Below are 21029 nucleotides of genomic sequence, written 5' to 3'. Positions count from 1 at the left end.
CACACCCTGGAGTCCGTCCGCGTGCCGCAACACACCCCCGATCTTCCCCCCGAACTTCGTCCTCTGGCCGAGATGCCGTTGCTCAAGCGCCTGGCCGCGCGGTTTTTTGGCTATGGCTTGACCCAAATGCGCGCGCAACACCGTGCTTCATGGCTGCACGGGCAAGCCGATGGCTTCCGCAGCGGGCACAGCGCCGGGGTGGATTACGGGTTCAAGGAGGGCAAGGCCGAAGGGTTGGAAGAAGGCCGGCAGGTGCTGCTGATCCGCGATTCGCGCTCCACCGAGCATCGGCCACCGAATGTCGATGACAACCTGTTCGACGATTGGCGCCTGCCATTAACGGCCGAGATCAAGAAGCGCATGAAGGCCGACGTTGCGCGCTGGCTGCCAGCGCAGGCACAGCCCAGCCTCGCGCAATGGAAGATGATCTTCAGCGATACCCCATCCACCTCGGTGATCGCCGGTGCAGGCGCGGGCAAGTCGACGACGCTGGTGCTGCGCATTCTGTTGCTGACCCACTACCTGGGCTTCGAACTCGGCTCAATGACCGTGGTGACCTTCACCCGGGAGTCGCGCAAAGACTTCATTAATAAACTGATCGAACTGTTTGCGCTGTGGGGCCGGGCGCTCAGCCTCAAAGAGGCGCGGGACCTGGTGCGCACCTTCCATTCGCGGATTTTGCCGATGGTCCGCAGCTTGCCGGGGTTCGAACGCCTGCAAGCCTTCGAAAACCTCAGTCATCGTGCGCAAAACGGCGACGACGAGGTCGACAGCAATCCGTTCGATCTGCGCATCAACGACGCCCAACGCCAGCAACTCAACGCCTGTTACCACAGCCTGTTTACCCGCAATGAGCGATTCCGCGAACTGATCCAGCCGTTGTCCCGCCACGCGTTGCAGCTCAAGGAGCTGGAGCGCGATCACCCGGATGTGCAGAAACGCATGGCCGTGACGGAACTGGCGGCCAAGCGCGACGAAGAGCTCTGCGACACGATAGAGGACTTGTGGTTTCGCGCCGGTGCCTGGCCGATCAAGGGCATCGAGCCCAACCGCCAGACGTTCGATATCAACGGTTCGACATTCCATTGTCATGGCTATATTCCGTCTCTGGATGCTTGGGTGGTGCTGGGTTTCGATCCTCGGGAAAACCCCCAGGTCAGCCGCCCGAATGCCAAGCTGACGGTTCGCGCCGAATGGGCGGTCAAACGCACCCTGTTTCAAGCTTTCTGTCGTAAGCCATTGATATGGCTGGATAGTTACGATGCGTCAAAGCGTGTTTTGGCCTCGCTGGCAGGGGATGCCAGCGCCGGGCCAGGCTTCGATTACAAGGTCAAGGGTGAACTGGCGTCCGCCCCGTTACTGGACAGTTTTGTCGCCGCCGCCGGGTTTATCGAGAATCTGGGCCTCGACGTTCCGGACGCCGTGGGCCGGATGAATTTTGCCAAGGACGACCCTGACCGGTTTTTCTTCGAGGCACTGAGCCTGTTCTGGCGTGCACTGGAAGATCACTTGCTCGATCAAAAGCCGCCCGTGATGACTTACAACCGTATGTTCGCCCTGTTCAGCGAACACTCGCCGGAGAATCTCAAGCTGTTGAGCGATGAGCTGCTCAGGCCGCTTTCACACCTGATGATCGATGAGTTTCAGGACGTATCGCCGCAGATCGTATCGTGGATTCGCGCCAGCCTGGCAGAGATCCGCAGTCGCGGCCCGGCGATGCATGTCGGGCGCGGCGCACAGCGGTCCTCGCTGCTCTGCGTGGGCGATGATTGGCAGTCGATTTATGGCTGGCGCGGTAGCTCGCCGACGTATTTCATGGAGTTCAACAAGGAATTCCCGTCGCCGAGCACGACCCGGGTGATGCTCAGCGACAACTACCGTAGCCACCAGCACATCATCGATGCCGCCGAACACATCGTGCGCGCCGCGCCGGCCATCCCAGGCAAGAAGGCCAAGGCTAGCGGGGAGCCCAAGCCACTGCAGCCAGTCAACGTACTGGATCGCGATGATCAGGGCATGGCGCAGCGGCTGATGGAGCACTATAGAAAGGGCGATTCAATCTTGATGCTTTATCGAAAAAGCAGCGATAAGTTATTGATTGAGCAGCATATTCAGTCTGTAGTTAATGTTGATTCTAGCTTGCCGTACGAAGCGCGACGGCTTAAGCAACTGACTTATCACAGTGCCAAAGGCTTGCAAGCCGACGCGGTATTCCTGTTGGGTGATTGCCAGCATCTCACCAGTTCGCCGTACAAGAACCAGGTGTATCGCATGGCCGGGCTTGGGAAAGCTGGCGATAGCGAGCCGTATGACAGCGCGCAGAAAGACGAGATTCTGCGGCTGGCTTATGTCGGTATTACCCGGGCGGTGAGTCATTGTTATTGGTACGTCGATGGTCAGGATAACCAGGCCGTCAATCTGCCCAAAGCGTCTGGCAAGGTGGGTCAGGGCAAGGCGTTCTTTGCGGATCATCGACAAGGTCAGAAAGCGGCGACAGTCCCGTAGGCGCTACCGCAGAATCTTTTCACCCACAAAAAAGCCCACATCCTGTGGGCTTTTTACTGTGCGGCAGGACCTCAGGCATAACTCCTGAGTGAAACCGGCGGAATGAACGCTTCCAACTCATCCTCCACCGCTTCGATTATTCGTTCTACATCCGCCGCATTCATCACGGTCGCGCAAGGAATGCCAGCGATTGCGATCATGGTTTCGCCACTGGCACGGTCAAACAGACGGGCAATCATGCTGCCCGGCGCGTCCATGCTCGCCTCGAAACCCATGGGATGAAAATGCCAGCGCATCAGCTGGCAGGCGTTGGGAAAAGTGACCTTGCTGAATATCCCTTTGTTCATGTGTTGCCCGCCTTAGTCATCGAGCGCTTCCTTTTGCTCATGTGAGGAGGGGTAGAACCTTCATTGGTTCAACCGGTGGATGCCTTTAAAAGTAGCATCCAGATGTGAAAACCATGTGGATTTTTTCAGTCCGTTTGGCGATTGGTTCAATTTTTTTTGATATGGGGTCACGTCACGCCCCGTTGTCGCCAAAACGCCAGTACCGATTGGCCATTGAAGCCGGCGCGGAACTTGGGCAAGCTCGGTTTTTTTTCGCCGAGCCCTTTATGCACGCCGATGATGATGGCCCGCTGCAAACCCAGGCCACGGGCGAAACGGTCATGCGCTACCACCTGTGCTGGAAACACCGGGACCTGGACGGCGTCATGGCCCTTTATCACCCGGACATCCAGTACAGCGATTTTTTCCAGAACCGGGTGATGGGGCTGGATGAGTTGCGCGAGTACGTGCGTGACAGCATGCCGCGCAATCCTGGCGAAGCGCTGGAGCACTCGGACCGGATCCGACTGGACGGCAATACGGCATTCATTCAATACCAGATGACGTTGCGCGGCACCGAGGGGTTGGTGTCGTTCCGCTCCAGCGAAGCAATCACCGTGCGTGACGGTTTGATCTGGCGCGTCAACGAATACGCCTCCCTGGTGCGCGAGCAGCCGGCCAACAAAGCCTCCACTAACTTGCGCCCGGCGGCCAGTCGGCTCGGTTTGTCACCGCGACAACTGAGTTTCATGGCCGAAGACCTGCAGCAGTACTTCCAGCGCCAGCAACCGTACCTGGACCCCGAACTCGACTTGCAGCGGGTGGCGAAGGAGTGCGGTTACAGCCGCAATCAGATTTCCTACCTGCTGAACCAGGTGCTGGGGCAAAGCTTCTATCGCTACGTCAACCAGGCGCGCTTGCAACATTTGCTCGCCGCACTGGATAAAGCGAAGCCACCGCTGCGCGTCGATGAACTGGCCTTTGCTGCCGGTTTCAACTCGCTGTCTGCTTTTTATAGCTGTTTTCGCCAGCACACCGGCCAGTCGCCGAAGGCCTACGTCAAACAAATTTCTTTGCGTGCACGCGCGCAAGACAGTCTCTGAGGTCGCGCACTAGGATCGACGCCATTGATGTGTTGAGTGGCGGAGTGGTGTATGTCGGCGTGGCGCGGTATCAGTTTATGGATGGATCAACTCGACGAGCCGTTGCAGGCGCGACCGGCCCTGGAACAGGAGCTGGACGTCGACGTGACCATCATCGGCGCGGGCTACACCGGGCTGTGGACCGCTTACTACCTCAAGCGTCTGGCTCCGGGGTTGGACATCGCCATCATCGAGGCGCAAACCGCCGGGTTTGGCGCCTCCGGCCGCAATGGTGGCTGGTTGATGGGCAATCTGCTGGGCGAAGACCGTCTTCTCGCCGATCTGCCGGCTGAACAGCGTCGCGCCTCGTTCGATCTGTTGCACAGCATCCCCGATGAAGTAGAGATCGTCCTCGAACGCGAAGGCATCGACTGTGATTACCGCAAGGGTGGAGTGCTGTACTGCGCCGCGCGTTATCCCGAGCAGGAAGCCAGCCTGCGCAGCTACCTGGACAAACTCTATAGCCAGGGCCTGACCGAAAACGATTACCGCTGGCTCAGCCCCGAGCAATTGGCGCAACAGATCAGGGTTGCCAAGCCGTATGGCGGTATCTATGCACCGCACGTCGCGACCATCAATCCGGCCAAATTGGTCCGGGGCCTGGCGCGCACGGTAGAGCGCATGGGCGTCAAGATCTACGAGAACAGCCCGGTTACCCATTGGCAGTCCGGCAGCGTGCGCACGGCGCAAGCCCAGGTGCGCAGTCGCTGGGTGGTGCCGGCGGTGGAAGGTTATTCGGTCACGCTGCCGCCCCTGGGGCGTTATCAGTTACCCGTACAAAGCCTGCTGGTCGCCACCGAGCCGCTGTCCGCCGCCACTTGGGACGAAATCGGCCTGAGCCAGGGCCAGGCGTTCAGCGAAGCCAGTCGCCAGGTCACTTACGGCCAACGCACTGTCGACAATCGCCTGGTGTTCGGCGCTCGCGGTGGTTATCAGTTCGCCGGCAAATTGCGCCATGACTTCAATCTCACGACTGGCGAAGTCGAGCTGCGGCGCTATCTGTTTGGCGAGCTGTTCCCGCAGTTGAAGAACGTGCGCATCACCCACGCCTGGGGCGGCAACCTGGGCATGTCCCGGCACTTCAAGCCGCACATGCTCTGCGATCGGGCCAATGGCATTGCCTTATCCGGTGGTTATGGCGGGGAGGGTGTCGGTGCCAGCAATCTGGGCGGGCGCACCCTGGCCGATCTGATTCTGGAGCGCGACACCGAATTAGTCCGGCAGCCTTGGGTGATTCCACAAGGTGGCCTCAATGCGTTGAGAGCCTGGGAGCCGGAGCCCTGCCGCTGGCTCGGTTACAACGCGATCATCCGCAGCTTCGTCCACGAAGACCAGACCCTGGCCAACCCGGCCACTGCACCCTGGCGCCGCAAGTTGGCCAGCGGTGTGGCGGGGTTCATGGAAGGTTTCATGCACTAAATATTGATGGGTATTCCAATGAGCATTACGCAGTTCAAAAACACCGCCACCCTGAAACTGGACGACTCCAATCTCGTCGCTGTGCCCTTGGGAACCCCAGTGGCCGTGGCCTCAACCACCAGCGTCGAACGCGACGACGGCGTCGAAACCGGCGTCTGGGAATGCACGCCTGGGCGCTGGCGGCGGCAGATCGTGGCCCAGGAGTTTTGCCACTTCATCCAGGGCCGTTGCACCTTCACCCCCGACGGCGGTGAAACCCTGCACATAGAAGCTGGTGATGCACTGATGTTGCCGGCCAACAGCCTCGGGATCTGGGATATCCAGGAAACCGTGCGCAAGACCTACGTTCTGATTTTTTGATTTTGATCTTTTGATTGCCTGCCAATAACAACAAACCCACACAGGAATCGACTCATGATCCGAAAGACATTGACCCTGGCACCTCTCGCACTGGTCGCGACCCTCAGCCACGCGGCCGAGACGGTCAAGATTTACAACTGGTCGGACTACATCGCCCCGGACACCACCAAGAACTTCCAGAAAGAAACCGGCATCGGTTTCAGCTACGACGTCTACGACAGCAACGAAACCCTCGACGGCAAGTTGATGACCGGCAAATCCGGTTACGACGTGGTGTTCCCCTCCAACCACTTCATGGCTCGGCAGATTCAGGGCGGGGCCTTGAAGAAACTCGACAAGAGCCAGTTGCCGAACTGGAAAAACCTCAACCCCGTGTTGCTCAAGGCCTTGCAGACCAACGATCCGGGCAACGAACACGGCTTCCCGTATCTGTGGGGCAGCACTGGCATCGGCTACAACATCGCCAAGGTCAAGGCTGTGTTGGGTGACAACGCGCCCGTGGATTCCTGGGACTTGATCTTCAAGCCCGAGAATATGGCGAAACTGCAAAAATGCGGCGTGGCGATTCTCGACAACGGCCCGGAACTGCTGCCGGCCGCCCTGAACTACCTGGGCCTGCCACACCACAGCAAAAACCCGGAAGACTATAAGAAGGCCGAAGCGCTGCTGCTCAAAGTCCGGCCGTACGTGAGCTATTTCCACTCGTCCAAATACACCAGCGACCTGGCCAACGGCGACATCTGCGTGGCCGTCGGTTTCTCCGGCGACATCCTGCAAGCGGAAACCCGCGCGAAAGAAGCCAAGAACGGCGTCGACATCGGCTATGCGATTCCCAAGGAAGGCGCCGCCATCTGGTTCGACATGGTCGCCATGCCCGCCGACGCCCCGGACGACAAAGCCGGCTACGCCTTCATGAACTACCTGCTGCGCCCGGACGTCATGGCCGGCATCAGCAACTACGTGCACTACGCCAATGGCAACGAACAGGCCGACAGCCTGATCGACCCGGCGATCAAGAACGACACCAAGGTATATCCGAGCCCGGAAATGATGGGGAAATTGTTTGCGCTGGAGGCGATGCCGCTGAATATCGACCGGATTCGCACGCGGGTGTGGAACAAGATTCGGACGGGGAGTTGAGTCAGTCGACATCGTCTGAAATAGCAAAATGATCTTGAGACCTGTCAACCCTGACAGGTTTCAACATTTTTATTTGTCGATCAAATCATGACGGCAGGCGCCTCGCATCGAGGCGACACAAGGAGGATTCGTCATGAGCAGCAGTTTCACTGGCACGATGAAAGGCATCATTACCAACGTTAGCACTGGAGCCGAGAAAGAGTTCTCCTCAACAGCGGTGGGTAGGCATAACCTCGACGGACACCTGAATGTCTGGGGCGATCAGTCTTCACCATGGGAAACCATTGCCTTCACGTTGAACCACGAAAATGCACCCAGCAAAGAATACAAAGTGGGCGATGGGGAGGTGGTGAGGCTGTCCTATTTAGTCCAGCCATTTGGGCCGGTAGTCACCGCGGTCAGTGGCACCATCAATCTTCAGAATCACAGCCCTAGACAGAGTATCAACGGTTTATTGGCGTTTGATGGTTATTTGCCATCCGGTGAAAAAATACACGTCAGCGCTGTTTTTTCGATTGATGTCATTGATCCTGCGTAGGAGGGCGCAAGGCGGACCTCCCTCGTTTATCGCGAATTGAGCACCGGAATTCTCGGGGGAAGTGAGTTCATCACTCCCTCCGGGTTTTCTTCTGTCCGATGGGCAGCGGGGGCTGGGTTTTCTCCCTCAATTCATACTCAGACAGTGTTTAACTAGTTGATGGCAATGCACTGGCACTCATATTAATAAGTCCAACAAAGTGAGACGTCTTCGACAAAAAACAACTTAGCCATATTTAATATTTAAATTTGAAGTTGTCAGACAATCCATTCAAACCCCATCACTCCAAACAATATTCCCTCCCCGCACCCCCTGTTTCCGGGCATATTCCCGAACAGCCAAGTTCGACCCCAAAAAAGTGCTAGACGTTTGATTTCCAATTGTGTCAGGTTTCTTACGCCTTCATTGGGCGAGTGATTGGACGATCTCGCCAGAGATTGTCCCGTCGGACAAAAACTGTTCCATTGCTTAACAAGGAAGTGTGTTTATGTCGAAAGTAAAAGCCAAAGCCATTGATTCCGCCGAACTGGTCTTCCAGCCATTGCAAGCACTGGCCGCGCCGAGTTCTGCGTTCAACCAGATCAATAGCTTCAGCCATCAGTACGACCGTGGCGGCAACCTCACGGTCAATGGCAAACCCTCCTTCTCGGTAGATCAAGCCGCGACTCAACTGCTGCGCGATGGTGCTTCCTGGCACGATCTCAACGGCAGCGGCAAGATCGAACTGACTTACACCTTTCTGACGTCCCAGACCTCGAATTTCAGCGGCCTGGGCGTTACCGGTTTCAGTCAGTTCAGCGCCCTGCAAAAAACCCAGGCCGTGCTCGCCATGCAATCCTGGGCTGATGTCGCCAATGTAACGTTTGCCGAAGCGTCCAGGGGTGGCGATGGCCACATGACCTTCGGTAACTACAGCGGCGGCCAGGACGGCGCAGCGGCATTTGCTTTCCTGCCGGGCACCGAGCCAGGTTATGACGGTCAGTCCTGGTACCTGACCGGCAGTGGTTACAACGTCAACAAAACCCCGGGCTTGAGCAATTACGGGCGTCAGACCCTGACCCACGAAATTGGTCACACCTTGGGCCTGTCTCACCCTGGCGACTATAACGCCGGCGAAGGCAACCCGACTTATAACGACGCGTCCTACGGCCAGGACACCCGTGGCTACAGCCTCATGAGCTACTGGAGTGAAAGCAATACCAGCCAGAACTTCAGCAAGGGCGGTGTCGAAGCGTATTCGTCCGGCCCGCTGATGGACGATATCGCGGCGATTCAGAAACTCTACGGCGCCAACCTGGAGACCCGTACCGGTGACACCACCTACGGTTTCAACTCCAATGCCGGCCGTGACTTCCTGAGCGCTTCGTCGGCCGCCGACAAACTCGTGTTCTCGGTCTGGGATGCGGGCGGCAAGGACACCCTGGACTTCTCCGGTTTTACCCAAAACCAGAAGATCAACCTCAATGACGCCTCGTTCTCCGACGTTGGCGGCCTGGTAGGTAACGTGTCCATCGCCAAGGGCGCGATCATCGAGAACGCCATCGGCGGTTCGGGCAACGATCTGTTGATTGGTAACAGCATCGCCAACGAACTGAAGGGCGGTGCCGGCAACGATCTGATCTACGGCGCGGGCGGTGCGGACAAACTGTGGGGTGGTTCGGGTTCGGACACCTTCGTGTTTGCCGCCAGCACCGATTCCAAGCCAGGTGCAGCCGACCAGATCCTCGACTTTGTCAGCGGTCTGGACAAGATCGATCTGACCGGCATCACCAAAGGCGCAGGCCTGCACTTCGTGAACTCCTTCACCGGTGCGGCAGGCGACGCGGTGTTGACCTCTTCGGGCGGTAACAGCCTGTTGTCGGTGGACTTCTCCGGGCACGGCGTGGCTGATTTCCTCGTCAGCACCGTTGGCCAGGCAGCTACCACGGACATCGTGGCCTGATTCAGGGCAAAAGGAGCGCGGCGCCTGGTGCGCCGTGCTCCGTCCTTGCATCGATGCCCGTAGTGGGTAAGGCTACAGGCCGGAGTAAAAAGTCCTATGACCCATAACGTCTTTACCTACAGAGCAAGCGCGTGGCTATTGGCGACGCTGATGATGTTTTTTGGAGAAGTAGCCATGGCAAGTAGCCTGAAATTGGCGGACCCCTCGGAATTGGCAGGCCTATGGCAGGCCACCTTGAACGCCGCGCAAGACACCCCTGAAACCCAGGAATTGCAGGACAAACCCTCAAACGTTTGCCGCATCGACCTTGAACAAAAGCAGACGCTGGGTGAGGGCGCCGAATGCCTCGGCGCCTGGCTGGAGGCGCCGGCGATTGGCTGGTTCACGGAGCCGGACGGTATTTCGATTACCGGTAAGGAAGGTTCCAGAATCGTGTTCTTCAGCCGACAAAAAGAAGGCTTGTACAAAGCCACTTTGAAGTCCGGCTTGAGTATTACGCTAGTGCGCGCAGCGCATTAAGTACTTGGGCAAGGCTGGCACTGAATATAAAGCTAGTCCATGGGGTTATAAGTCGTGGATCAATAGCCCCTGAGTCTCGCTCGATCAAAAAAGTTGTTATTCATTTGTAAGCGCTAACAGGCAAAGAATGTCTCGACCCGTGTGCGGACAGTTAATTGAAATCTCGTCAATGAATGGCGAGGCCTATTATTTCAGGGAAAATCAATGAAGATGGCGAACGCCCCAGCCACCGCACCGTTATTCAAGGCACTGGGCGACTATAAGAGCATCTTGATCAGCGTCGGATGTTTCACCGCACTCATCAACGTGCTGATGCTGGTCCCATCGATTTATATGCTCCAGGTGTATGACCGGGTGCTGTCTTCGCAAAACGAAACCACCCTGGCGATGCTCTCATTGATGGTGGTCGGTTTCTTTGCCTTCATCGGCATGCTGGAGGTCATCCGCAGCTTTATCGTCATCCGCATCGGCAGCCAACTGGAGCGGCGCTTCAACCTGCGGGTCTACCAAGCCGCGTTCGAGCGCAACCTGTTCAAGGGCGAGGGCAACGCCGGGCAGTCCCTCGGTGACCTGACCCACATTCGCCAGTTCGTCACCGGCCCGGCCTTGTTTGCCTTCTTCGACGCGCCGTGGTTCCCGGTCTACCTGTTTGTGATTTTCCTGTTCAACGTCTGGCTGGGCGTGCTGGCCACGGCCGGCGCCGTGCTGTTGATCGGGCTGGCTTGCCTCAACGAGGCGATGACCAAAAAGCCCTTGGGTGAAGCCGCAGGGTTTTCCCAGAAGTCCAGCCAGTTGGCCACCAGCCATTTGCACAACGCCGAAACCATCCAGGCCATGGGCATGCTCGGGGTCTTGCGCAAGCGTTGGTTCCAGGTGCATTCGCGTTTTCTGGGCCTGCAGAACCAGGCCAGTGACACCGGCGCCGTCATCAGTTCCCTGAGCAAAACCCTGCGCCTGTGCCTGCAATCGCTGGTGTTGGGCCTCGGTGCGTTGCTGGTGATCAAGGGCGACATGACCGCCGGGATGATGATTGCCGGTTCGATCCTGATGGGCCGGGTCCTGAGCCCGATCGATCAACTGATTGCCGTGTGGAAACAGTGGAGCGGCGCCAAGCTCGCCTATCGTCGGCTCGATGCCTTGCTGCAAGCCTTTCCGCCCAGTGATGAAGCCATGGCGCTGCCGGCACCGAAAGGCCAGATCAGTTTCGAACAAGTCAGCGCCGGCCCACCGGGCCAGCGTGCGGCGACCTTGCACATGGTCAACTTCAGCCTGGGCGCTGGCGAAGTGTTGGGCGTGCTTGGCGCTTCCGGGTCTGGCAAATCGACCCTAGCCCGAGTGCTGGTCGGCGTCTGGCCGACCCTCGGCGGCACAGTGCGCCTCGACGGCGCGGACATCCATCGCTGGAACCGCGACGACCTCGGCCCGTACATCGGTTATCTGCCCCAGGACATCGAACTGTTCAGCGGCAGCATTGCGGAAAACATCGCGCGGTTCCGGGAAGCCGATCCGCAGAAAGTCGTCGAGGCCGCCAAACACGCCGGTGTCCACGAGCTGATCCTGCGCATGCCCCAAGGCTACGACACCGTGCTCGGTGAAGACGGCAGCGGGTTGTCCGGCGGCCAGAAGCAGCGCGTGGCCCTGGCTCGTGCTTTGTATGGCAACCCGAGCCTGGTGGTGCTGGACGAACCCAACTCCAACCTCGACACCGTCGGTGAAGCAGCACTGGCCGGCGCCATTGCGCACATGAAAGCCAACGGCACCAGCGTGATTCTGGTGACCCATCGTTCATCCGCGCTGGCCCAGGCCGACAAGTTGCTGGTGCTCAACGACGGTCGCTTGCAGGCGTTCGGCCCGAGTCAGGAAGTACTCAAGGCATTGTCCGGCAACCAGCCGACCGCCAATCAGGAACACAAGGCACCCCAGGCGCCGGGCGGGCTCAGCATGAGCCGGCAGTATCAGCCCACGACAAGGAATTCGGGTGTATGAGCAGCGCACGCATGAACACTGAAAACGAAGCCACAATGGAACACGACTACATCGCCGAACGCCCTGAACGCGACGCCAAATTTTTCGCACGCATGGGCTGGATCTTGGCGATTGTCGGCGCTGGCAGCTTCTTCACCTGGGCCAGCCTCGCGCCGCTCGATCAAGGCATTCCGGTGCAAGGCACGGTGGTCGTGTCCGGCAAGCGCAAAGCGGTGCAATCGATGAGTCCCGGTGTTGTCAGCCGGATTCTGGTGCGCGAAGGCCAGGTGGTGAAACTCGGCCAGCCGCTGTTCCAGCTCGACCAGACCCAGGTCGCGGCCGACGTCGATTCGCTGCAGGCGCAATACCGCATGGCCTGGGCCAGCGTCGCGCGTTGGGAAAGCGAGCGGGACAACCTCAAGCAAGTGACTTTCCCCTCCGAGCTGAGCAAGGACGCTGATCCACGCCTGGCCCTGGTCCTCGAAGGCCAGCGCCAATTGTTCAGCAGCCGCCGCGAAGCCTATGCCCGTCAACAGGGCGGGCTGCGCGCCAATATCGAAGGCGCGAACGCGCAACTGGCCGGCATGCGCCGCGCCCGCACCGACCTGACGGCCCAGGCCAGCTCGTTGCAACAGCAACTGAGCAACCTTCAGCCCCTGGCCGACAACGGCTACATCCCGCGCAACCGGCTGATGGAATACCAGCGTCAGCTGTCGCAAGTGCAGCAACAACTGGCGGAGAACACCGGCGAAAGCGGGCGGGTGGAGCAGGGCATCCTCGAAGCGAAACTCAAGCTGCAACAGCACATCGAGGAGTACCAGAAAGAAGTCCGCACCCAACTGGCCGACGCGCAACTCAAGAGCGTGACGCTGAAGGAGCAACTGACCTCCGCCGGGTTCGACTTGCAACACCGCGAGATCATCGCCACTGCCGACGGCATCGCGGTCAACCTCGGGGTGCACACCGAAGGCGCCGTGGTGCGCCAGGGCGAAACCTTGCTGGAGATCGTGCCCCAAGGCACCACCCTGGAAGTGGAAGGGCACCTGCCGGTCAACCTGATCGACAAGGTCGGCACCCATTTGCCGGTGGACATCCTGTTCACCGCGTTCAACCAGAGCCGCACGCCACGGGTGCCGGGGGAAGTAAGCCTGATTTCCGCCGACCAGATGATCGACGAGAAAACCGGCGCCCCTTACTACGTCTTGCGCAGCAGCGTCAGTGACCAGGCCATGGAAAAACTCCACGGCCTGGTGATCAAGCCCGGCATGCCCGCGGAAATGTTCGTGCGCACCGGTGAGCGTTCACTCCTCAACTATTTGTTCAAGCCGCTGCTCGACCGGGCCAACTCCGCGTTGACCGAGGAATAAGGATGTTCGGTTGTATGAATAAGCTTTCCATGCTCGGGGCCGCCCTGGCGATGCTGACCTGCAACAGTGCAATGGCCCTGGGGCCGTTTGAAATCTACGAACAGGCGTTGCGCAATGACCCGGTGTTCCTCGGCGCCATCAAGGAACGGGATGCCGGCCTTGAAAACCGCATCATCGGCCGCGCCGGGCTGTTGCCCAAAGTGGGTTACAACTACAACAAAGGGCGCAACACCTCCAAGGTCACCCAGATTAACGAGGGGCGGCCGGACTTCACCGAGGACCGCAACTACAGCAGCTACGGCTCGACCTTGACGGTGCAACAACCGTTGCTCGACTACGAGGCTTACGCGTCGTATCGCAAAGGCGTGGCGCAATCGTTGTTCGCCGACGAAGCCTTTCGTGGCAAGAGCCAGGAATTGCTGGTGCGGGTGCTGGATAACTACACCAAGGCGTTGTTTGCCCAGGATCAGATCGACATCGCCCAGGCCAAGAAAAAGGCATTCGAGCAGCAGTTCCAGCAGAACGAACACATGTTCCGTCAGGGCGAGGGCACGCGCACCGACATCCTTGAGGCCGAGTCGCGCTATGAACTGGCCACCGCCGAGGAAATCGAGGCCCGTGACGAGCAGGACGCGTCGCTGCGTGAGCTGGGTGCGCTGATCGGCGTGCCGGCGGTCAACATCGGTGATCTGGCGCCCCTGGACCAGAACTTCCAGACCTTCGCCCTGCAACCGGCCAATTACGACACCTGGCACGAGATGGCCGTGGCCAACAACCCGAACCTGGCCTCCCAGCGCCAGGCCGTGGAAGTGGCGCGCTACGAAGTCGAACGCAACCGCGCCGGGCACCTGCCCAAAGTCAGCGCCTACGCCTCGGTGCGCCAGAACGAGTCGGAAAGCGGCAACACCTATAACCAGCGCTACGACACCAACACCATCGGCATCGAAGTCAGCGTGCCGTTGTATGCCGGTGGCGGGGTCTCGGCCATGACCCGCCAGGCCAGCCGCACCATGGAGCAAGCCGAGTACGAACTGGACGGCAAGACCCGGGAAACCCTGATCGAACTGCGCCGCCAGTTCAGCGCCTGTTTGTCGGGCGTGAACAAGCTGCGCGCCTATCAAAAAGCCCTGGTGTCCGCCGAAGCGCTGGTGGTGTCGACCAAGCAAAGCATCCTTGGCGGTGAGCGGGTCAACCTGGATGCGCTCAACGCTGAACAACAGTTGTTCACCACTCGAAGAGACCTGGCCCAGGCGCGGTATGACTACCTGATGGCGTGGACCAAGCTGCATTACTACGCCGGGACGTTGAACGACCAGGATCTGGCGAAGGTAGATGAGGCGTTTGGCCAGGGCCCGAAAACCCGCTGATCTGCTGACGAAAAACAAACCTGTGGCGAACAGGCTTTTGTGGCGAGGGACCTTGCTCCCGTAACCGCCGTGGGGGGGCCGCTTCGCAGCCCAGCGGGAGCAAGCTCCCTCGCCACGAAAAGCTCGATTGCCGCAGGAATCGCGACATCCTGAAAGAAATGCATTTCGGCAACACCGCACGACCACCCCGCGAACAGGGGGACTAAAACTCTAAAAACGCCAAAAAAGCGAGAAAGACATGGAAGTACAGATCAAGCCGATATCGGTCGGCACGCTATTGCTCCTGGTTTCTGTCATCCCCCAAGCAGCCCAGGCCCAATACCTCGAAACCGGCAAACCCGGTGACGCCGCCAGTTGGCGCTCGGCGGAGTTCCAGCGCGACTGGGGTCTGGCCCGCATGCAGGCCGATCAAGCCTACGCCGCCGGCATCACCGGCAAAGGCGTGAAGATCGGTGAACTGGATTCTGGCTTCGACGCCAGCCATCCCGAGTTCGCCACCGACCGATACCACGCGGTCACCACCCGCGGCACCTACGTCGACGGCACACCGTTCAACGTCGACGGCACGCTCAATCCCAACAACGACTCCCATGGCACCCACGTCACCGGCACCCTGGGCGCGTCCCGTGACGGCACCGGCATGCACGGGGTGGCGTTCAACGCGCAGATCTACGTGGCCAACACCAACAAGAACGACAGTTTCCTGTTCGGTCCCAATCCCGATCCGCAGTATTTCAAAGCGGCCTACAACGCCCTGGCCGATGCCGGTGTGCGGGCGATCAACAACAGCTGGGGCAGCCAGCCACCGGATGTCAGCTATCGCACCCTCGACGACCTGCACGCGGCCTATGCCCAACACTTCAACAAAGGCACGTGGCTGGATGCCGCCGCCGACGTGTCGTCCCAACGCGGCGTGATCAACGTGTTCAGCGCCGGCAACAGCGGCTACCCCAACGCCAGCGTGCGTTCGGCGCTGCCGTACTTCCAGCCGGAGCTTGAAGGCCACTGGCTGGCGGTCTCGGGGCTGGATCAAGCCAATCAGCAAAAGTACAACCAGTGCGGGATCGCCAAGTACTGGTGCATCACCACCCCCGGCGCGAAGATCGATAGCACCATTCCTGACGGTGGCTACGCGATCAAGTCCGGCACCTCGATGTCCGCGCCCCACGCCACGGCCGCCCTGGCGCTGGTGATGGAACGCTACCCGTACATGACCAATCAGCAGGCGCTGCAAGTGCTGCTGACCACCGCAACCCAGCTCGACGGCTCGATCACCGATGCGCCGACCACCCAGGTCGGCTGGGGCGTGGCCAACCTGGACCGGGCGATGCGCGGGCCGGGGCAATTACTCGGCGCGTTCGACGCCAATCTGGGGGCAGGGCAGAGCGACGTCTGGAGCAACGGCATCAGCGACAAGGCGTTGATCCAGCGCCAGGCCGAAGACGCCGCCGAACACAGTGCCTGGCAACAGACTCTGAAGGACAAAGGCTGGGAAAACGGCGTGGCGGCGGGCGCCAGTCAACAGGATCAGACTGATTACGCCGTGGGCATGGCGCGCGATAGCGCGGCAGCCACGCGCGTTTATGAAGGCAGCCTGATCAAGTCCGGCGCCGGGCGCTTGATGCTCATCGGCGACAACACCTATCGCGGGCCGACCACCGTCAACGGCGGCCTGCTGGCGGTCAACGGTTCGCTGACTTCCGCCGTGACCGTGAATGACAGCGGCACCCTGGGCGGTTCCGGGCGCATCGGCGCGCTGACCGCCAATAGCGGCGGCACCGTGGCGCCGGGCAATTCCATCGGCACCTTGCAGGTCGCCGGCGACGTGACCTTCGCCCCGGGTTCGACCTATGCCGTGGAACTGTCACCCACCCGCAGCGACCGAATTGTCGCTGGCGGCACAGCCACGGTCAGCGGCGCCACCGTCAGCCTGTCCCTGGAAAACAGCCCGACCTTGCTCAGCACCGCACAGGTGCAGAGCCTGCTCGGTCATCAGTACGACATCTTGCAAGCGGCCGGCGGTATCCAGGGTCAGTTCGGTGCGGTGTTGCCCAATTACCTGTTTATCGGCGGCACGCTCGATTATTCCGCCACCGGCATTGGCCTGAGCGTAGCGCGTAACTCCACCAGCTTCGCCAGCGTCGGCCAGACCCCGAACCAGCGTGCCGTGGCCGGCGCCGTGGAAGGGCTGGGCGCGGGCAATGCGGTGTACGAAAGCCTGCTGCTGTCGGCGACCGCGACTTCGGCACAGCAAGCGTTCCAGCAGTTGTCGGGGGAAATCTACCCGGCGCTGGGTTCGGTGCTGATCAACGACAGCCGTTACCTGCGCGATGCCGTGGGTGAACGTCTCAACGAGGCCAAAAGCGCGCAAAGCAACGGCTGGATCAAGGCCCTGGGAGCCTGGGGCAAGACCGATGACCGGCACGACACGGCGGGTTACACCACCTCGATTGGCGGTTTGCTGGCGGGCGTCGATGGCGCCGTAGATGAGCAAACCCGGATCGGCCTGGTCGCCGGTTACAGCGACAGCTCGGTGAACATGGGCTCGGGCACCCATTCCTCGGCGCAGGTCGACAGCTATCACCTGGGCGCGTATGCCGGCCACGAACTGGGCGCCTGGCGCCTGAGCGCGGGCGGTGCCTACAGCTGGCATCGCGCCGATGTGAAACGTGACCTGCAATACGGCGATGTCAGCGCCAAACAGAAAGCCAAGGTCGATGCAGCCACCACCCAGGTCTTCGGTGAGGCGGCGTATCGCCTGAAACTGCAACCCTTGGCCCTGGAACCGTTCGCCAACCTGGCCTACGTGCACCTCGACACCGAGGGCTTTACCGAGAAAGGCGATGCCGCCGCGCTGAAAAGCCATGGCGACACCCGCGATGCGGTGCTCAGCACCCTCGGCCTGCGGGCACTGAAAACCGTGAACCTGTCCGGCCAGCAGCAACTGGACCTGAGCGGCAGCCTCGGCTGGCAGCACAACCTGAGCAGCGTTGATTCCGAGCAGCATCTGGCGTTTGCCAGCGGTGGCACCGGGTTCGCGGTGGAAAGTTCGCCACTGGTGCGCGATGCCGCGCTGGTCGGTGCCCACGCCAGCCTGGCGCTGAGCCGCGATATTCGCCTGAACCTCGATTACACCGGCCAACTGGCCAGCCGCGAGAAAAGCCATGGCGTGGGGCTGAGCCTCAATTGGCAGTTCTGATTGTTTGAACCCCTGAAGAGCTCGCAGCCTGCGGCAGCGCCTACAGGTGACGCGTTCGGCGTAGGAGTTGCCGAAGGCTGCGATCTTTTGGATACCCCAAATGACCTGGGGTCATGAAAAAGGCAACACAACTAAGGAAGGTAGCTGGATGACGTCCGAAAACAACAACACGTTCGCCCTCAAATCCCTCAACCTCGCCGTGCTCTGCGCGCTGGCCACGCTGGGCACTGCCCATGCCGCGCCTTACGTGGAAAACGGCAAGGTCGGTGATCCCAATAGTTGGCGCAGCGCCGAGTTCAACGCCGACTGGGGCGTGGGCGCGATCAACGCCCAGGAGGCCTACGCCGCCGGCTACTCCGGCAAAGGCGTGAAACTGGGGATTTTCGACCAGCCGGTCTACGCCCAACACCCGGAGTTTTCCGGGGCCAACAAGGTGATTAACCTGGTCACCAGCGGCATCCGTGTATACACCGACCCGTACATCCCGGTCAAAGCCGGGGACGCGTTCCTTTACAACGGCGCGCCCTCGGTCGGCTCCGACGGCAAGCTCGGCGCCCACGGCACCCACGTCGGCGGGATTGCCGCCGGCAGCCGCGACGGCGGCCCGATGCACGGCGTGGCCTTCGGCGCGCAAATCATCAGCGCCGACAACGGCGACCCGGGCCCCGAGGACGGGATCATTCGCGGCAACGACGGCGCGGTGTACAAGGCCGGTTGGGATGCCCTGATCGCCAGCGGCGCGCGGATCATCAACAACAGCTGGGGGATCGGCATCACCGATCGCTTCGACCTCGGCGGGCGCGACCCGGCGTTCCCGCACTTCACCGTGCAGGACGCGCAATTGCAGTTCAACGAGATCCAGCCCTTGCTCGGCACCAAGCCCGGCGGTGCCTATGACGGCGCCATCGCGGCGGCTCGCAGCGGCATCGTCACGATCTTCGCCGCCGGTAACGACTACAACCTCAACAACCCGGACGCTATCGCCGGCCTCGCTTACTTCGTGCCGGACATCGCGCCAAACTGGATCACCGTGGCGGCGCTGCAAAAGAATCCGGACCTGACCAGCAACGAGCTCTACAACATCAGCGTGTTCTCCTCGCGCTGCGGTTACACCGCCAGCTACTGCGTGTCGGCGCCGGGCAGCAAAATCTACAGCTCGATCATCAGCGGCACCGACCCCAACAATGTCGGCACCGGTTATGCCAACTACAACGGCACCTCGATGGCCGCGCCGCACGTGGCGGGCTCCATGGCGGTGTTGATGGAACGCTTCCCGTACATGACCGGCGCGCAGGTCGCCAGCGTGTTGCGCACCACGGCCACCGACCTCGGTGCCCCTGGCGTCGACGCGTTGTACGGCTGGGGCATGATCAACCTGGGCAAGGGCATCAATGGCCCGGCGATGTTGGTGACTGAGCAAGACATTCCGGAAGAATTCCGCATCCAGGGTGCCTACGGCGACAGCCAGTTTGTCGCGGACCTGCCGGGCATCGGTGGCATCGTCGACGCCGGCAAACCCACCGAGCGCGTGTGCAACGACGTGCACTGCGGGCTCGACACCTGGCGCAACGACATCTCCGGACATGGCGGCCTGACCAAGCAAGGCATCGGCACCCTGGTGCTGACCGGCGCCAACACCTACACCGGCCCGACCCTGGTCAATCAGGGTCGCCTGGCGATCAACGGTTCGCTGCAATCGGCAGTCACCGTCAATGACAACGGCATCCTCGGCGGTAACGGCCGCATCGGCGCGCTGACCGCGAAAAGCGGCGGCACCGTGGCGCCGGGCAACTCCATCGGTACCTTGCAAGTGGCCGGCGACGTGGTCTTCGAACCGGGTTCGACCTACGCCGTGGAACTGTCGCCCACCAGCAGCGACCAGATCATTGCCGGCGGCAAGGCTGTGATCGATGGCGCCACGGTCAGCCTGTCCCTGGAAAACAGTCCGACCCTGCTGACCACTGCTGAAACGCAAACCCTGCTCGGCCATCAGTACAACATCCTGCAAGCGGCGGGCGGCATCCAAGGGCAGTTTGGGCAAGTGTTGCCGAACTACCTGTTTATCGGCGGTGCCCTGGATTACACGGCCAACGGGATTCAACTGGCGGTGGAACGTAACGCAACGTCCTTCAGCGCTGTCGGCCAGACCCCGAACCAGCGCGCCGTAGCCGCAGCCGCCGAGCAACTGGGCGCAGGCAATGCGCTGTACGAAACCTTGTTGCTGGCGCCGACCGCCGCAGTGGCGCAGCAAGCGTTCCAGCAACTGTCCGGCGAGATTCATCCGGCGGTGGGCACCATGCTGATGAACGACAGTCGCTACCTGCGTGACGCCGTCAGTGATCGTTTGCGTGAACGTGATCTGTTCGACGCCGGCGCGCCGACGGATGACAAAAGCAACCTGTGGGTCAAAGTCCTGGGCGCCTGGGGCAAGAGCGATGGCGGTAACGACAACGCCAGTTCCAACAGCTCCATCGGCGGCTTGCTGGTGGGTGGCGATGGCTTGATCGCTAAAGATACCCGTCTGGGTTTCGTCACCGGTTATAGCAACAGCTCGTTGAGCATGGGCGATGGCACGCACTCGTCGGCGGACGTCGACAGCTACCACTTGGGTGCGTACCTGGGGCATGAAATCGATGCCCTGCGCCTGAGCGTCGGCGGTGCTTACAGCTGGCATCGCATTGATGCGAAACGTGACCTGCAATTCGCCGATGTCAGCGGCAAGCAGAAAACCAAACACGATGCGACCACCGCGCAGGTGTTCACCGAAGCCGCTTACCGTTTGGACCTGCAACCCCTGGCCCTGGAACCGTTCGCCAAACTGGCTTACGTGCACTTGAACAGCGACAGCTTCACCGAGAAGGGTGATGCCGCCGCGCTCAAGGCGGGTGAAGACAACCGCGACGCGGTGCTGTCGACCCTCGGTCTGCGGGCGAGCAAAGCCATTGCGCTGTCCGACCAGAAGCAGCTCGAACTGTCTGGCAGCCTCGGCTGGCAGCACAACCTGAGCAGTGTCGATACCGATCAACACCTGGCCTTCGCCAGCAGCAACACCGGGTTCAACGTGCAGAGTGTGTCGATGGATCGCAACGCCGCCGTGGTCGGCCTGCGCGCCGGGTTGGCCTTGAACAAAGCGACCCGCGTAAACCTGGATTACAACGGATTGCTGGGTTCCAACGAGAAGGATCACGGCGTGGGCCTGACCTTGGACTGGCAGTTCTGATTTGACGCAAAGGAAGCAAA

The 21029-nt window shown here is 60.6% G+C and carries 14 protein-coding genes; 13 read left to right on the top strand and 1 reads right to left on the bottom strand.

Features of this window, described 5'->3' with window-relative positions:
- Positions 1-21: 21 nt before the first annotated feature.
- Entirely contained in the window at positions 22-2505 is a 2484-nt protein-coding gene (locus tag ACY4LX_RS18885) for a UvrD-helicase domain-containing protein (protein ID WP_463257419.1), read from the top strand.
- Between the two features lie 71 nt (positions 2506-2576).
- On the opposite strand, the gene ACY4LX_RS18880 is transcribed toward ACY4LX_RS18885, so the two are convergent.
- Complete coding sequence (locus tag ACY4LX_RS18880) at positions 2577-2852, bottom strand: DUF1652 domain-containing protein (RefSeq protein ID WP_463257418.1); 276 nt, start codon at positions 2850-2852, stop codon at positions 2577-2579.
- 266 nt (positions 2853-3118) lie between these two features.
- Between ACY4LX_RS18880 and ACY4LX_RS18875 the strand changes: the two genes are divergently transcribed.
- From ACY4LX_RS18875 to ACY4LX_RS18820, 12 genes are all read left to right on the top strand, one after another.
- Positions 3119-3934, top strand: coding sequence for a helix-turn-helix domain-containing protein (locus tag ACY4LX_RS18875; protein WP_463257417.1), 816 nt, complete (start codon positions 3119-3121; stop codon positions 3932-3934).
- Between the two features lie 51 nt (positions 3935-3985).
- Positions 3986-5392 carry an NAD(P)/FAD-dependent oxidoreductase gene (locus tag ACY4LX_RS18870; RefSeq protein ID WP_463257416.1) on the top strand — a complete coding sequence of 469 codons (1407 nt, stop codon included), beginning with the start codon at positions 3986-3988 and terminating at the stop codon, positions 5390-5392.
- An 18-nt stretch (positions 5393-5410) separates the two neighbouring features.
- The gene (locus tag ACY4LX_RS18865; protein ID WP_463257415.1) at positions 5411-5752 is read left to right on the top strand and encodes a cupin domain-containing protein; all 342 of its coding nucleotides are present in this window, start codon (positions 5411-5413) and stop codon (positions 5750-5752) included.
- A 54-nt stretch (positions 5753-5806) separates the two neighbouring features.
- The gene (locus ACY4LX_RS18860; RefSeq protein WP_149660365.1) at positions 5807-6892 is read left to right on the top strand and encodes a polyamine ABC transporter substrate-binding protein; all 1086 of its coding nucleotides are present in this window, start codon (positions 5807-5809) and stop codon (positions 6890-6892) included.
- A 133-nt stretch (positions 6893-7025) separates the two neighbouring features.
- Complete coding sequence (locus ACY4LX_RS18855; protein ID WP_463257414.1) at positions 7026-7430, top strand: hypothetical protein; 405 nt, start codon at positions 7026-7028, stop codon at positions 7428-7430.
- A 487-nt stretch (positions 7431-7917) separates the two neighbouring features.
- Entirely contained in the window at positions 7918-9372 is a 1455-nt protein-coding gene (locus ACY4LX_RS18850; RefSeq protein WP_463257413.1) for a serralysin family metalloprotease, read from the top strand.
- Positions 9373-9468: 96 nt separating this feature from the next.
- On the top strand, positions 9469-9891 hold the full coding sequence (locus ACY4LX_RS18845; RefSeq protein ID WP_463257412.1) for an AprI/Inh family metalloprotease inhibitor: 423 nt from the start codon (positions 9469-9471) through the stop codon (positions 9889-9891).
- A 204-nt stretch (positions 9892-10095) separates the two neighbouring features.
- Positions 10096-11877 carry a type I secretion system permease/ATPase gene (locus ACY4LX_RS18840; protein ID WP_463257411.1) on the top strand — a complete coding sequence of 594 codons (1782 nt, stop codon included), beginning with the start codon at positions 10096-10098 and terminating at the stop codon, positions 11875-11877.
- Entirely contained in the window at positions 11874-13223 is a 1350-nt protein-coding gene (locus ACY4LX_RS18835) for an HlyD family type I secretion periplasmic adaptor subunit (RefSeq protein WP_463257410.1), read from the top strand. Before ACY4LX_RS18840 ends, ACY4LX_RS18835 begins: the two co-directional genes overlap by 4 nt.
- A 14-nt stretch (positions 13224-13237) precedes the next feature.
- Positions 13238-14590, top strand: a complete 1353-nt coding sequence (locus ACY4LX_RS18830; RefSeq protein ID WP_463257409.1) for a TolC family outer membrane protein — start codon at positions 13238-13240, stop codon at positions 14588-14590.
- A gap of 238 nt (positions 14591-14828) precedes the next feature.
- Positions 14829-17789: an autotransporter serine peptidase EprS gene (eprS, locus tag ACY4LX_RS18825; RefSeq protein ID WP_463257408.1), complete on the top strand. Its 2961-nt coding sequence runs from the start codon at positions 14829-14831 to the stop codon at positions 17787-17789.
- 148 nt (positions 17790-17937) lie between these two features.
- Positions 17938-21009 (top strand): autotransporter domain-containing protein, encoded by a 3072-nt coding sequence (locus tag ACY4LX_RS18820; protein ID WP_463257407.1) that lies wholly within the window; start codon positions 17938-17940, stop codon positions 21007-21009.
- Positions 21010-21029: the final 20 nt, after the last annotated feature.

The organism is Pseudomonas sp. Emmai, from assembly GCF_055179735.1.
Note: the sequence above shows the minus strand (reverse complement) of the source record. Positions and strands in the feature narration are given on the sequence as shown.